Origin of the sequence: Rhizobium pantanalense, from assembly GCF_030182525.1 — a bacterium.
Taxonomy (GTDB): Bacteria; Pseudomonadota; Alphaproteobacteria; order Rhizobiales; family Rhizobiaceae; genus Rhizobium.
In genome coordinates this window covers 212,877-226,890 of the sequence record NZ_JAQJCH010000004.1, presented here as the reverse complement: position 1 = coordinate 226,890, position 14,014 = coordinate 212,877, and the positions used below count along the sequence as shown (strand labels likewise).

Below are 14,014 nucleotides of genomic sequence, written 5' to 3'. Positions count from 1 at the left end.
AGAGATTTTATGGCAAAGTTAAACATCAACAGACGCAGTTTCCTTGGCAAGATGGGTGCGGCGGCAACAGGGATAGCTCTCGCCACCCGTGCTACGGCGCAGACCCAGGGAGCGAATGCGGCGTTGTCAGCTTCTGGAGCAAATCCGGATGTATTGACTCGTACCTTGCCACGCACCGGCGAACGGGTCACAGCCTTGGGTCTTGGCACCTTCCTGACCTTTGATCTGAAGCCCGGAGATCGCCGCGACGCTCTGCGGCAGGTCTTTGAGAGGTATGTCGCCGCAGGCGGTCGCGTGGTCGATACATCGCCGCTCTACGGTTCGGCGGAAGTCAGCGTCGGCCAGTTCATGGGTGAATTCGACGAATCCGACGAGATGTTCCTGGCCAACAAAGTCTGGTCGACGGGAGAATATCTGGGGGACGAAAGCCACGCCGTCGAAAGCTTCCGGCAATCGCGTATGCGAACATGGCGTGATACGATCAATCTCATGCAATGCCACAGCATCACCAATGCGCCGGTCGTCATTCCGCTGATGAAGGCCTGGAAAAAGGAAGGGCTCATACGCCACGTGGGCGTGACCCATCACGAGTCGGCGGCCCAGGACCAGCTATTGGCGATCGTCCAACGCGACGATGTCGACTTCATCCAGACGAACTATTCGATCTTCAACCGTGACGCCGAGCGCCGCCTGTTGCCGGCCGCCGCCGACAAGGGCGTCGGTGTCCTCATTAATCTGCCGCTTGAAAAGGCGCGGCTGATGAAGGTGGTCGAGGGACATCCGCTTCCAGGCTTCGCCCAGGAATTCGGAGCAACGAGCTGGGCGCAATTCTTCCTGAAATGGGTCATGGCGCACCCGGCTGTAACAACCGTACTCTGCGGCACATCCAACCCCGACCACATGACCGACAATGCCCAGGCAATGACCGGCCCGCTTCCTGACGAGCGCATGCGCGCCCGCATGGTCGCACATATGGAAACGATCCCCGGCTTCGGGTCAATCGGCACGATGCCGTGGTATCCCGGCAAGGAGAACATGTATTCCGGCCTGATCAGGGAGGCACAGGCGAACGCCGCGCAGCGCCTGCAGTGACCTGCCGGCTAGCTCACTATTGAATTCCTCCAAACCGGAAGACCAACCTTGCCCTCCGACAGACGTTCGCTTTTGACGGCCTTTCTGACGCTGCCTCTCATCGAGGCGGCGAGAACGAGGGCGTTTGCGCAGGCCGCTCCCGAGCTGCCGCTCACCCCCGCATGTGACGATGGAGACGAGGTGACCCTCGAACGGGAAGCCGGTCCGTTTTTCAGGCCGAACTCGCCGCTGAACCGGGACCTCTATCCGGATGCGCCCGGAGGCGAGCGAATAACGGTCGCTGGCTTCGTCTTCGACAATCGTTGCCGCCCTTTAGCCGGCAGCCTCGTCGAGATCTGGCAGGCCGACGAAAACGGCGACTATGACAGCCTGGGTTTCCGCCTGCGCGGGCACCAGTTCACCGGCACCCAGGGGCGTTGGTGGCATCTCAGCGCGCGGCCATCAAGATTTTCACTTTGAAAATTAAATGGCGGATCGTCTTACGGGCGGCGTGGCTTTCGGATCGGACGTCTTGGCAGCGGCTAATAATAGCCGGAGGGAACCGAGAAGTAAGGACCATCAAAGGATCCGTTCACGCCGCAATAAGGCGATGCGCCGTCGGCGGCAGTCGTTGCGGGTATCGTTTCCACTTTCAACGCAGCACCGTCCCGCGTGAGTCGCAGGGCGGCAGAGTTATCGTCGCCTTTATCATTCTCGTCTTTGACGACCAAGGTGGCGCCGTCCGGTTTAGCGCTTCCATTGAACTCGCAGACCCAGTTGCCAGTCACCGGATGCGCGGCGTTACCGTTGACGGTTAGCGTTCCATCGGGTGCCGATGTGATGTCGAAACCGCCCGCGATATTATGCCAGGAGCCGGCGAAATCGACGGATGGATGCGGGTTGATGGCTTTGAGAAATTTAAGCCGATCCTTAAGTGCGCTGCCAAGATCCGAGCGCGCCATTCCTTCCGCAGCCTCGCCTATCGCGTCGCGTGTGCCGATGAACCAGCGCTCATCTTCCGCAAGCGCTGCTGCCGCCTTTGGATCGAGTGTGGTTTGAAGCTTTTTATACGCTATGGCAATCGCGGCATCGGACGCAGCCAGCTCGTTGTTTTTGCAAATGGCTTTTTCTGCCGTCGAGTCAGCCTTGGCACAATTGAACGAAGGCTTAGTGCCTGCAAAGGCAATATGGGGGGAAAGAACGACGAGTGCGAAAATGGCGGCATGCGGGCTGAATGTGGCTCGAAGCATTTGGCAGTCCTGGTATCCTGATTTCAGTTGAGACGGGATTATAAAGTGAGAAGGAACGGGAGACGGCCTTTCAAAGGCAACCTTCGTCGCGATAGGCGCCTCTGATTGAGGTCAGGTGATCTGCGCCGTCGTCATGCCAGTAGATATACGCGCTTCGATTGCAAGAAAAGCTATCCTCGCGTCTCATAGCCACATGTTCCCGCTCGACCGAAGAACTCCAGTCTTGCCGGAAGAAACCCTGATTTTGAAGCGTAACCCCCATTGCGCTCACGGCGGAGCCGATCGGGAAGCTTGCTTTGACACGCTGATCGAACTCACCGCTCACGGTTTGCCTTTCACCGGAAAGATCTACGGTAAGGGCTGCAGGCGGTTGCGCCTTTGTCGTCATCCAATAGGCAGTAGCGGCACTTGCAGTCACCGCGACGATCAGAATTACAGCCAAAGGCGCCGTCCATCTCGTTATGATCGACACTTGTTCTTTGCTTTCTATGACATCGCGGATGTTCGTTGAATGGAAGCCGATCTATTGCAAGGAGTCGGACCACTTCTCTTTGACCTCACGGATGCGCGCGGTGTAGGCCTTCCGAAGGCAGCTCACGTCCGGGCACCGGTCCCGGACCGTTTCGCGCCACTGGCGCTGCTCGTCGCCGATCGGGTCGATGAGTGCGCCGGTCTCGCCGTCGTGGCCGCTCGTCTCGTTCTGGACCGTGACGAACAAGTCCTTCAGCTGCGAGTCAAACCGGGACAGCTCGGGGTTCGCGCAGATGAGTTTCTCGACATGGCTTTTGGCATATCGGCAGTCGAAACCGGCTGCCTTGACGTGCCCGGTGCTCGTGAAGAAGCTGCTCAGCAAGACGGCGAGGGTGAATAAAGCTCCACCGCGTAAATAGTTCATGGTCGTGTCTCCTGGGTCGTGGCCCATCTCAACGGGGCCGGTAGGTTCGAAATGGCGTCAGTGAACGTGACGTTGCCATGATGGAATCAGCGCTGACGTTGACGACCGATCAGTGGCAGATGCCGCCTTTTAAGGGTTTCGCAGACAGTCGGTTGTCGCCATTCGGTTGAGGCATAGTTGTACGTCCGATTGAGTGGAAGGCCGAAGCTGTCTCTTCCGGTCCACAAATGAGCACCACCTGTCCAGCTGTGTGAACCGGCAACGAGCCCGACATGATTTTAAGTATTGGGAACGCCAAAAGGCAGGGTCCAGCCGGAAGAATCCGGGTGTTCTTTCGCCAACGCCAGCCGCCAGGCACCGGACGGCGATCCACGCTCGGATATCTGATCGGGAGTTTCCCGGGGGGTGTGGCCGAACTCGGCCTTGAACAGCCGATGGAAGTATCGCTCGTTCGAAAAGCCATGGTTCCAGGCGATTTCCGCGATACGAAGATGTGCGAGCGAACGGTCTGCCAGACTGTCACGGGCCAGACGCAGTCTCATGCTCTGGATCTGGCGCATCACGCCGCCTTGATGCTCGAACAATTGGTAGAGTTTTGCTCGCGACACACCGATGTCGCGACAGATCCGATCCGGTGTGAGATTGGGATCGAGCAGATGGAGATCGATATAACGCTGAACTCTGCTCACCAGCGCGGCACGGATTGGCGTACTTGCCACTTGTATCGCATCCGGCGTCGGGGAGACGGAGGCAATCAACAATTGATGGGTCGACCGCACAACATAATCCATGTCAGCCATCCTCAACTGGCTCAGATTAGCGAACAATGAGGACAGGTGATCGGCCAGAAGCCGCCCTATCCCTCCCGTGATTGTCGCTCCATGGGCGGCAGCGGTACTGTCTGGCAGCATAGCCCTTGGAACCACTAAGGAGATCGCCTCACCGGCCTCTATGAGGCATTCGTTTGTCTGCGCTGCATCCAACAGGAAGAGGTCGCCCGGAGATTTTATAGGCTGGTCGGACGCTGTCCGCGAAAGGAACTCTCCGCTGAGCAGCAATGTGAAGCGATAGAAATCCAGCCCATCGGTTCTGATCTGCCGGCGAGTTCGAGACATTTCATAACGCGCCTTGTGGGCCCGATTGAGCCACTTCCTGCTCGACAGAATGAAGGGCCCTAGCGCCGCTCCGCTGGCGCTTGCGTCGAACGCTATGTCGGGATCGCTGGTCAGCCTGTTCTCGCAGTGGTTCTTGTCGACCCACATTCCGAACCGTTCCTGAACCGGATACTCGCGCGTCGAGTAATTCATTACGGTAATATTCGTTTGATCCATCATGTTAATTCGTGATGCCCGAAATCGATTTCGCTTGGAGCACAATATGGCCTCCCGTGGCGTAACCCTTCATGAGGGCAGTAATCGATTCCTTTTGATCCGCCTTATCCTGATCGCCGCGCTATAGAGAAGACTAAGAGCGAGACCGTCAGGAACTACCGCGGCATTAATTCTGCCCCTTGGCAGCGCCGTTCCAGGCGGCCGTAACCCGCTCCCGTTCTGCGGGGGAAAGGTTTGAGCGGACGCACAAGCTCATGGTAGCTCCCGGTGGCAGACGGCATGTCCACTTCGGACCCAAGGTTTGCTTCGTATCGAACAGGATCACGCTTTCGATCCGGTCATTTTTGATGCCCACATAAAGATCGGGCACTGTCTCCACGTCGCTCTGATAAGAACAGAGACGGCGTGAGCTGCTGCTGCAATCGTTGATCTCCCCGTCGAAAACGGTCGCCATGAATTTAGCGGTGCGTGGTGAATGGACGTTCAGATCAGCGTCCTCCATCGTCGACAGGTCGTGGATCACCTTGGCCAGGCCCTTATCGCCATAGATCTGAGACCAGGCCGGACTTCCAGCGACGGCCAGTGCCAAGCCGGCCAAAGCAAGCGTCTTATACATTCGTCCTCCATTTATGCACTGAACGATATTCCAAAGCCATAATTTGTCATCTAAGCAGGCCGACAGGACCGAGAAGCAGAAAGACGGTCATGCGCGGATCACTGCATCCGAATCGCGTCGCTGCAGGCACGATAGACGACCTCGCAAGCGCCGTGGCTACTGCACTCGGACATCACATACTGGTCGGCGTCGCTCTGATACGCCCTGCTCGCGGCAATGAAAAACCCAGTTCGTCCTTGGACCTGCGCAATCGCAACGCATTGATTGTAGTAGGCGATAATCACTTTGCAATGCGGCCCGCCAATTCGGCATTGCCGCATTGCCATGTCCGTAGCGGCCGCTTTGCTCAGTTGGTTACGCGATTCGCCAGCACTTCCCGTTGCCTCATCCATTGCAACCGCACCCCAACTGTCATGCCATTCTGGCGGGACGGCATCGTCGGGCCCGTTTGGCAACGGATAGCCGCCTGGTGGATTGTATGGAGAATTTCGCGCCGATGGCGGTATGCAGCCAGGATTGCCAGCGCCTGGTATGCCTGCGGCGCATTGGGCACGAGCGTCCGAACTTGAGAACAGGAAACCAGCCACCACGAGGACACTTGCCGCGGACAACGATCTTATCATTTAGGTATGCCGATAGCTCAACGGATATATAGTCGTCAGCTTGATATGAACTCGGTGCAGGTGATACCACCCATGCCGCTCTTGGGGTCGTGTAATCCGGACAAGCTTACACAGATTATGGACTGGAGGAGACAAAGCTGACTTCCAAGTAATCGAGTTTCGATTACGGCGCCCCTTTGATCTCGATGATATTCAAACCAGGTCTCGGGGATACCAATCGAGCCTCGTGCCCGCCTGTGTCTCAACCTCTCGGTCTGACGAGAAGGCCACGGGGGAATCTTTGCCGCGCCGCACGCAATTGATGGATAGAGGGCATTAAAAGGAATCGCTACGCCTTGGCTCCGGGAGAGAAGATGCATGGCAAGCACATCCGCATCTGCTCGACCGAGCTAAACAACGATCCACCGTACTGAAGCTCCGTTTAGCGGAACTTCAAGCTAATCCAGAGGTTTCATCGCCATTCAACAACTTGGAGTTCGCTATGAAGCCAGCCGTTGCCCTTGTCACCGGAGCGGGATCCGGAATCGGAAAAGCGGCGGCGTTTGGTCTGGCCGCGGAGGGATACAAAATCGGTGCGCTCGGGCGCACGCCAGAAGAGATTTCCACCACCGTGCAGGAAATCCTGGCGAACGGGGGGCAAGCCGTCTCCCTTCTGGCGGACGTATCGGATGAAGGCCAGATGGATGCCGCTGTGGGGCTGCTCGTTAAGCAGTATGGCCGCCTTGATGTTGTGGTCGCCAATGCCGGCATCAATGGTGTATGGGCGCCCATCGACGATCTGAAGCTTTCGGAATGGAACGACACGATTTCGGTCAACCTGACCGGCACCTTCCTGACGATCCGCACGACCGTGCCCGAGTTGAAGCGATCGGGCGGAGGATCCATCGTCGTTGTATCGTCCATCAACGGGACGAGGACCTTCACGACACCCGGCGCGACAGCCTATACAGCCACGAAAGCTGGGCAGGTCGCCATGGTGCAGCAACTCGCTCTCGAGCTTGCCCGTTTCCACATTCGCATCAACGCTGTATGCCCGGGTGAAATCGAGACGAACATCGAAGCGAACACCAAGCTTCGAAAACAAGACGAAACAGCGATACCTGTGGTCTGGCCCGATGGGCAGGTACCCATTACCGGAGGACGTCCGGGACGCAGTGAAGATGTCGCCGACGTCATCGCCTTCCTGGCGTCCGGTAAGTCCAGGCATATCACCGGCTCTCCGATCTGGGTCGACGGCGGCCAGGGTCTGCTCCGATAGTGGCAGGTATCATTCAAAATAGAGAAGGGAATGGGAGCCGCCAGTCTGCCGACTCACAATCAACGTTTTCCGGCATCGCTTCAAGGTATGGTTCAGGGTCATATGCAATCTCTGAGGCAAATGTCTGAGCAACGATTTTGAAGCGCTGTCGTCGACCTTGAGGAGACTGATTATTTCAACGGTGGTAGCTGGTGCCAAGGGTACTGTCTCTGAAAAAGCCTGTTCGCAGTCGGCCCAGCTCAGCTTTTGAAAAGCTGAGCCTCGATCGCGGCTTTGTCGAGCACCGACCATACCCGGACGATCTTGCCGCCCATATATTCGTAAAAGACGCTCTCGCAGAACGACACGCGCTGGCCATTGACCGGAAGGCCGAGAAACTCCCCGGTTGGGCTGATGTCAAATTCGAGACGGCTCGCCAGCTTATTATCGTCCGAGACCAGGATGTCGACTTTGTAGTACAAGTCGGGGATCTCATGAGCCTCTTTCTCCCGCGCCTGCCGATACGCATCAAGACCGACGATCTCTCCATTGTAGGCGACATCGGTATCGACGTAGTTCGCCAGGCTGCCCCAGTCCCGGTTATTGAGGCAGTCGATATATTCTTGATACAATTCCGAAAGTGGGGCCGTCATCTCGTTCCTCCTGGGGCTTCAGCTGATCTGCTGGTGGACCCTGATGACAGCGCTCGCGAACTCCTCGGGTCGCTCCTGTGGCACGTTGTGTCCGGCGTTGACGATGCGGTGTTCATGAAACCCGACAAACATTTTTGCATGGTCCGACGTCCCACCGGGTTTCAGGGGGTCATTGGTCCCGTCAATTGTGACAGCCGGCACGGCGATTGCGGGCTTCTGGGCCAGTCTGACCTCGAACTCCTGCATTGCCATCTCACCGGCCTCAAGGCCGAAAGAATGGCGATAGCAGCTAATGACGACGTCCGCGAAATCAGGATTTTCGAACGCTTCGGCCGACCTGGCAAAAGTCGCATCATCAAACCGCCAGGCTGGAGACCACTCGCTCCATAGCATCCGGCAGAGATCCCGGCGGTGTTGCGACAGGCACTCGCGTCCACGCTCCGTCTGGAACAGGTGCTGATACCAGAAGACTTTTTCCAATGCGGGGGCCACAGGGTGCCGTTGCTCGTTGACGTCAATGATGTCGTAGCCAGCATAGGATACCAAGCCGCCGATCTGTTCCGGCCATAGGGCTGCCGCCACGCATGAGGCATTTCCACCCCAGTCGAAGCCGCCAAGAATGGGCCGCTTGATCCCAAGCGCGTCGATCAGTTCGACGATATCAAGGCCGCGGGCGGCCTGCTGTCCGCTGCGAGGCGTTTCGTCCGACAGGAAGCGCGTCGGTCCGAAACCACGAGTATATGGTACAATGACCCGCGCCCCGGCCCGCGTCAAAGTCCGGCCGACTTCATCGAACGCGTGCACGTCGTATGGAAATCCGTGTGAGAGAACGACCGGCCATCCGTCGGGCGCCCCGTGTTCAAGGTAACCGATGGAAAGGGTGCCCGTCTCAACGGTCTTCGTGGCTGTTCCGTTCGCCGCGCTCAACGCTTGCTTCCCTCAACCCTTGCGATGAACGTCCGCAGGTCCGCGAGCATCAATTCCGGTTGCTCAAGGGCAGCGAAGTGGCCGCCCTTGGCCATCCCGCTCCAATGAACGACGTTGTAGGTCTTTTCGGCAAGCGACCTAGGTGGAGGGAGGAATACCGGGTCGGGGAACGCAGCTACGCCCATTGGGACCTCGATGCGGGTGCCTTCCGGAAATGTCTGCGATCCCTCCAGACGCTTGCCGTGATAGATCCAGGTCGAAGTAACAACCGATGACGGTGCCAGGTAGAGCATGATGTTGGTCAGCAGTTCATCTTCGGAGAACTTGCTCCAGAGATCTGGACTACCGTCTGCCATCGTCCCCAGGTCGGCCCACTTGCCAAATTTTTCCAATATCCATCCAGCCGCTCCGACCGGGCTGTCGGCAAGCGCCACCCCCAGCGTCTGCGGGCGAGTCTCCTGTTCGTGATTATAGCCCGTCTCCCAGTCCAGGATCACGGCTCGCCTTCTGAGCAGATCCTCCTCTTCCGGGGTAGTCGGGACAACATCCTTGGCCAGCACACCGACCATGTTAAGGTGGAACCCAAGCAACGCGTCTGGCTGGCTATAAGCCATCCAACTTGCGATCCCTGCGCCCCAGTCTCCTCCCTGCACGACGTAACGGCGACCTGGAAACAGCCTCATCATCAGCACATGCATCAGTTCGGCTGCCCGCCGTGGTCCGATGACGCCCGTGATCGGCTGTGAAAACGCGAAACCGGGGAGGGAAGGGACGACCACGTCGTGCCCGTCCGCGACGAGCGGGTCGATGAGGCGTTCAAACTCAAGATAGGATCCCGGCCAACCATGCAGAAGGAGGATAGGTGACTTGGCGCCATCGCCTTTGGCGTGGAGGAAGTGAATTCCTTCGCCCTCCACATCCGTCTTGAAATTCGGAAGCCGGTTGAGACGCTGCTCGACCTCACGCCAGTCGTAGCTGTCGAGCCAGTAGGCTACCAGGCGCTTGAGGTCACGCACCCCGACCCCTGCCGACCAGCCGCCGACGTCGGCAAGCTGAGACCAGTCATACGCCTCGACCTTATCGCGGATCGCAGCGAGGCGTTCATCCGATATGTGGATCTTAAATGGCGAGATCATCCTGTTTTGCCCTCCAATTTATTCGACCGCGGGTTAGCTCCACGAACGGAAGGTTGCATCATTCGATCAGACGCAAAGATGGGCTTTTCTTTTGGCCTGTGTATCCCATCTTTCCGCGAAAATCTTTTGCGCAGGACGCATAAATGGATGGGATGGAAGTGACAGGTGATCTTGAGATGTTCACGTTAGTCGCCGAAGCGGGAAGCTTCTCCGCGGCCGGCCGCCGGCTCGGTCTTGCGCCGTCTTCGGTTGCCAGGATCGTTGATCGCATCGAAGCAAGGCTTGGGGTCCGGCTGCTGCTGCGCAGTACTCGATTGCTGACAATTACGCCGGAGGGCACCGCCTATCTATCGGCGGCGCGCAGAATTCTCGCGGATCTCCGCGAAACCGAGCAGATGATCTCCGACCGGAGTTCCCCGCGCGGTCGTCTTCGGGTGACCACGTCCATCCAGTACGGGAGATTATCGCTGGTCCCGCTTCTGGGCGAGTTTATCAGGCGGTATCCCGGCATCTTGCTCGACGTCAACCTCACCGACACGATCGTGAACATCGCCGCAGGGCAAGCGGACGTTGGCATCCGCTTCGGTCCCGTGACCGATGAGGCGTTGACCGCGCGAAAGCTCGGCGAAACGCGCAAGGTGATCGTCGCATCCCCGGAATACCTCGCACGTCGGGGCACGCCGCAGGTTCCAGAGGACCTTCATGATCACGACTGCCTAGGGTTCAACTTCAAGCGAGCCGCCCCAACCTGGCCGTTTCGGAAAGACGGGCTCGATTATCGTTTGACTATCAAAGGCAGTGTAGAAGCAAACAATGGCGAGACGCTGGGGCAACTCGCCGCAGAGGGTGTGGGAATTACGCGCGTGGGAACGCAGACCGTCGAGGACGCAATCCGGTCTGGACAACTCGTGCCGCTTCTCGAGGAGTTCAATCCCGGCGAAGTGGAAGAGATCCATGCGGTATTCGTCGGCGGAGCCCACATGCCGGTGCGTATCAGGTGTTTCGTTGACTACCTCGTCGAAAATTCACACCTGCTTGGCACTGGCCGTCCGGTACGTGTGGATCAGGCGGTTCAGCCGCCCCATGTCTGAGTCTACCTAATGGTTGTACTGTCCACCTTTAGCGGACATTTCTCTGGGGCGCGGCTACCTGGTTCTTTATGGCAAAAGGTTTATGCTGTTCGAGGCGCTCACGTTGAAGCCAACAGTAAGCATGTGTTTAAGCATGGAATGTTGACCCCTCTGGCGGGGTAATACTGATCCAATTTCGGTGCTGATTGACACGCAATAAAGCAGGAATGCGTATGCCAAGTTCGGATCGGACCGTAGATTCCGCAGCCTCCCAGAGTGTATGTCAGCTTCAACGAGGCTCAGAGGCACCACGTCACGTCCATCGCCGCAGAGGCAGTAATTTCTGATATCCGCTGCCATGTCGTCAAGACGGTCTCGATCGCCAAATCGGAATAGCGCGACTGTGGCCACCGGGCGTTGTCCGCTTCGTCGCCTGCCGGGACGACAGAGCCCTCGGCGTCATCCAATGGGTCAGGCTACCGAGCCGCTGAAGACCTGCCTCGTATTCCACGTAGTTTGTGGCCTTGAACTTCATCTCGCTGATATGATGGCGACGGAGGCGATGTGCTTAAAAGGCATAATCAGAAGGCTGGCTTGTTCCGATCCGGATCGAGTACTTCAGCCGTGATGAACGATCCATGCACCAACGCCGACAACACTCGGTTCACGTCGCGCTGACGCGATCGATAACATTCAAGTCGGCGTTCGGACGTTGCCCAGCGAACCGCTCCATCTTGCAATACCGGTCCATGCGGATTAAATGTGGTTACGTAACTACGATTCTCGAAGGTTCGCTATGACCGTGACCACGCTTTCAGGACGAGAACTTAATCAGGACCTTGGGCGCGCAAAGCGCGCCACCAAGGACGGGCCTGTCATTATCACCGACAGGGGTCGGCCTGCGCATGTCCTTTTGTCGTTCGATGAATACAAACGGCTTACAGGCAGAATGCGAACGCTTGGTGACATGTTGGCAGCGTCGGGGGCGGAAGATGTTGACTTGCCGCTCCCGCAGCGCATGGAACGTGCCCAGTCGGTTGATCTGTCCTGATGCTGTTGCTCGATACTAATGTCGTGTCCGAGCTGCGCAAGGTCGCGAGCGGCAAGGCTGATCCCAACGTCGTCGTCTGGAACGAAACCGTCGATCCGGCCGAGACCTTCATTTCCTCCGTTGTCCTGCACGAACTGGAGATTGGCGTCCGGTTGGTGGAGCATAACGATGCCGCCGCCGGAAAGGTGCTGCGCAACTGGCTGGAACATACCGTTCTCATGGCGTTTTCCGGCCGCATCCTGCCCCTGGATGAGGCGGCGGCTGTTCAGGCGGCGAAATGGCACGTGCCAAATCCCAAGCCGATCAATGACGCCTATATTGCGGCGACAGCCGTCACCCGTCGGATGACGCTAGTCACGCGCAATATCAAGGATTTCGAGGGCATGGGTATCGCGCTCGTGAATCCTTGGGATATGTCGGCATAAAAATCGTCTGCATCATCTGATTGCATCTCGACCGGTTTTCTAGCCGCAACGGCAAGACTGCGGCTGGACCGAGCTGCAGGCGAGCGATCGCCAAGCGGAGGAACCGCTTCGACTTGCGGCTACACGCCACTTGCAGATAAACGGGTCGGCGCGGAATCCACTTTGCTTTCTGTTCCATAAACCCGATTATCCAAAAAAAGTCCGTTTAATCAGGCGCTTAACCCGTCTGGGCAGGGCATCACGCGTTCGTATCAAGAGCGGCAATTCGATCGCGTTGCTATACTATTTTGGCGGAAATAGTATAATAAGAATCACGGTGGGTAGTGACTGGTATTGGAGGAGTGGAGGCGCGGCAGTGCCTACTGGGTAAAGCAGCCAAGCTTGCTTATAGGTTGAAGCTATACTAGATTTGCGAAAACAATATAGAGGCCGCCGTGATTAAGCAGATTGATTTCATGTTCCGCACCATGGTCGCGGAGCTCCAGCAACGGGCATTTGATGATGATTGGGCGGAAGACTTCCCCCCATCGGGTAGATTCGTGCCGGTGACAGTCGATGGTCGGCGTTATTGGTATTTCGACCAACCCGATGGTGAGGGTGGGCAGAAGCGCCGGTACGTCGGGCCTGCCGACGATCCCTTGATTTCGGAACGGGTCGAAACCTTCAAGGGTGAGAAGTCAGACTTTAAGGCTCGCCGCAAGTTCGTTTCCACGCTAACGCGCGAGGCCGGTTTGATTGCCGCTGATCGCTTTACCGGGGATATCGTACAGGCGCTTGCCAAGGCCGGTCTCTTCCGGTTGCGCGGTGTTCTCATCGGCACGGTCGCTTTTCAATGCTACTCGGCATATCTTGGCATCCGTCTGCCTTCGGCGGCGATCCTAACAGGTGATGCAGACCTAGCTCAGGACTTCGCGATTTCCGCCGAGGTGGCGGATTCGCTGCCGCCGATCCTCGATCTCCTAAAAGGGCTTGATCCGACGTTCCGCGCAGTGCCGCATATCAGCGGCAGCTCTCGATCTCATGCCTTTCGGAATCAAACCGGTTACAGGGTCGAGTTCATGACGACAAACAGGGGAGCCGAAGAATATTCCGACAAACCCGCCAACAGGCCCGCTCTCGGTGGCGCGTCAGCCGAACCGCTAAGATTCATGGATTTCTTGATCCGTGATCCCGTTCGTTCGATCCTGCTACATGGTGCCGGTATCTCAGTTGTCATCCCTGATCCTTGCAGGTACGCGGTGCACAAGCTTATCATTGCCGGTCGCCGCCAAAGCGACGCCGGCGGCCAGGCCAAACGGGATAAAGACCTTAGACAGGCAGGAATACTATTCGATGCCCTGCCGGTCACGGGCCATGGGCCTTCACTGGCTGACGCTCTGGAGGAGGCATGGGATCGCGGGCCTGCTTGGAAGCTGGCGATCTCGGAAGCGGCCGAAACCATGCACAAGGAGTATGGGGACGCTATCAATCGAATGGTTGGCACTCTCAGGCGATAACGGTTGGGCCTCCTCGAAAAGGCGGGCCCTATGACAGCGCTCATTCGCATCAGGTTGCGCTGAGCCTAAGCTTTGTCTGACTCAGCTCTCCGTACCGCTTCGCAGACCTGCTTCAAAATCTTGGCGGTCAATGCTGCCTTGTCCTGCGGAAGAAAACGTCCGTAGTGCTGTTGCACGACATCAGGTCTACTTACGCGTGAGACGCATGCAGGGCGCCAGTTCATATCCCCTCA

General features: G+C 57.6%; 16 protein-coding genes and 1 pseudogene. 7 read left to right on the top strand and 10 right to left on the bottom strand.

Annotated features, from left to right (window positions below; translation table 11 throughout):
* Positions 1 to 9: 9 nt before the first annotated feature.
* Together PH558_RS12860 and PH558_RS12855 are read left to right on the top strand one after the other, a co-directional pair.
* Positions 10 to 1,092 carry an aldo/keto reductase gene (locus PH558_RS12860; protein ID WP_285204728.1) on the top strand — a complete coding sequence of 361 codons (1,083 nt, stop codon included), beginning with the start codon at positions 10 to 12 and terminating at the stop codon, positions 1,090 to 1,092.
* Positions 1,093 to 1,140: 48 nt separating this feature from the next.
* A complete protein-coding gene (locus tag PH558_RS12855; protein WP_285204727.1) occupies positions 1,141 to 1,551 on the top strand; it encodes a dioxygenase family protein in 411 nt (136 codons plus the stop codon).
* 62 nt (positions 1,552 to 1,613) lie between these two features.
* On the opposite strand, the gene PH558_RS12850 is transcribed toward PH558_RS12855, so the two are convergent.
* The 6 genes from PH558_RS12850 to PH558_RS34240 all read right to left on the bottom strand — a co-directional run bounded on the left by PH558_RS12850 (position 1,614) and on the right by PH558_RS34240 (position 5,786).
* Positions 1,614 to 2,321, bottom strand: coding sequence for a lysozyme inhibitor LprI family protein (locus PH558_RS12850; RefSeq protein ID WP_285204726.1), 708 nt, complete (start codon positions 2,319 to 2,321; stop codon positions 1,614 to 1,616).
* 70 nt (positions 2,322 to 2,391) lie between these two features.
* Positions 2,392 to 2,763, bottom strand: a complete 372-nt coding sequence (locus PH558_RS12845; protein ID WP_146214367.1) for a hypothetical protein — start codon at positions 2,761 to 2,763, stop codon at positions 2,392 to 2,394.
* Between the two features lie 81 nt (positions 2,764 to 2,844).
* On the bottom strand, positions 2,845 to 3,216 hold the full coding sequence (locus PH558_RS12840) for a lysozyme inhibitor LprI family protein (protein WP_095433244.1): 372 nt from the start codon (positions 3,214 to 3,216) through the stop codon (positions 2,845 to 2,847).
* A 278-nt stretch (positions 3,217 to 3,494) separates the two neighbouring features.
* Complete coding sequence (locus tag PH558_RS12835; protein ID WP_285204725.1) at positions 3,495 to 4,478, bottom strand: helix-turn-helix domain-containing protein; 984 nt, start codon at positions 4,476 to 4,478, stop codon at positions 3,495 to 3,497.
* 235 nt (positions 4,479 to 4,713) lie between these two features.
* Positions 4,714 to 5,163, bottom strand: a complete 450-nt coding sequence (locus PH558_RS12830) for a hypothetical protein (protein WP_285204723.1) — start codon at positions 5,161 to 5,163, stop codon at positions 4,714 to 4,716.
* Positions 5,164 to 5,261: 98 nt separating this feature from the next.
* On the bottom strand, positions 5,262 to 5,786 hold the full coding sequence (locus PH558_RS34240) for a DUF4189 domain-containing protein (RefSeq protein ID WP_350223809.1): 525 nt from the start codon (positions 5,784 to 5,786) through the stop codon (positions 5,262 to 5,264).
* A gap of 481 nt (positions 5,787 to 6,267) precedes the next feature.
* Between PH558_RS34240 and PH558_RS12825 the strand changes: the two genes are divergently transcribed.
* Positions 6,268 to 7,044 (top strand): SDR family oxidoreductase, encoded by a 777-nt coding sequence (locus tag PH558_RS12825; RefSeq protein ID WP_285204721.1) that lies wholly within the window; start codon positions 6,268 to 6,270, stop codon positions 7,042 to 7,044.
* A 239-nt stretch (positions 7,045 to 7,283) separates the two neighbouring features.
* Here PH558_RS12825 and PH558_RS12820 read toward each other — a convergent pair whose 3' ends face one another.
* From PH558_RS12820 to PH558_RS12810, 3 genes are read right to left on the bottom strand one after another with little or no spacing between them, the layout of a single operon-like run.
* Complete coding sequence (locus PH558_RS12820; protein ID WP_285204720.1) at positions 7,284 to 7,676, bottom strand: ester cyclase; 393 nt, start codon at positions 7,674 to 7,676, stop codon at positions 7,284 to 7,286.
* 18 nt (positions 7,677 to 7,694) lie between these two features.
* On the bottom strand, positions 7,695 to 8,603 hold the full coding sequence (locus PH558_RS12815) for an alpha/beta fold hydrolase (protein ID WP_285204719.1): 909 nt from the start codon (positions 8,601 to 8,603) through the stop codon (positions 7,695 to 7,697).
* Positions 8,600 to 9,739, bottom strand: a complete 1,140-nt coding sequence (locus PH558_RS12810) for an epoxide hydrolase family protein (RefSeq protein ID WP_285204717.1) — start codon at positions 9,737 to 9,739, stop codon at positions 8,600 to 8,602. The genes PH558_RS12815 and PH558_RS12810 overlap by 4 nt, the downstream gene beginning before the upstream one ends.
* Positions 9,740 to 9,882: 143 nt before the next feature.
* Between PH558_RS12810 and PH558_RS12805 the strand changes: the two genes are divergently transcribed.
* A complete protein-coding gene (locus tag PH558_RS12805) occupies positions 9,883 to 10,830 on the top strand; it encodes a LysR family transcriptional regulator (protein WP_095433236.1) in 948 nt (315 codons plus the stop codon).
* Positions 10,831 to 11,171: 341 nt separating this feature from the next.
* Here PH558_RS12805 and PH558_RS12800 read toward each other — a convergent pair.
* Positions 11,172 to 11,388 (bottom strand): annotated as a pseudogene (locus PH558_RS12800) (IS5/IS1182 family transposase); the annotation flags it as partial.
* Between the two features lie 217 nt (positions 11,389 to 11,605).
* On the opposite strand from PH558_RS12800, the gene PH558_RS12795 reads away from it, so the two are divergent.
* From PH558_RS12795 to PH558_RS12785, 3 genes are all read left to right on the top strand, one after another.
* Positions 11,606 to 11,860: a type II toxin-antitoxin system Phd/YefM family antitoxin gene (locus PH558_RS12795; protein WP_285204716.1), complete on the top strand. Its 255-nt coding sequence runs from the start codon at positions 11,606 to 11,608 to the stop codon at positions 11,858 to 11,860.
* Positions 11,860 to 12,285: a type II toxin-antitoxin system VapC family toxin gene (locus tag PH558_RS12790; RefSeq protein WP_285204715.1), complete on the top strand. Its 426-nt coding sequence runs from the start codon at positions 11,860 to 11,862 to the stop codon at positions 12,283 to 12,285. The genes PH558_RS12795 and PH558_RS12790 overlap by 1 nt, the downstream gene beginning before the upstream one ends.
* A gap of 437 nt (positions 12,286 to 12,722) precedes the next feature.
* A complete protein-coding gene (locus PH558_RS12785; protein ID WP_285205013.1) occupies positions 12,723 to 13,781 on the top strand; it encodes a nucleotidyltransferase family protein in 1,059 nt (352 codons plus the stop codon).
* Positions 13,782 to 14,014: the final 233 nt, after the last annotated feature.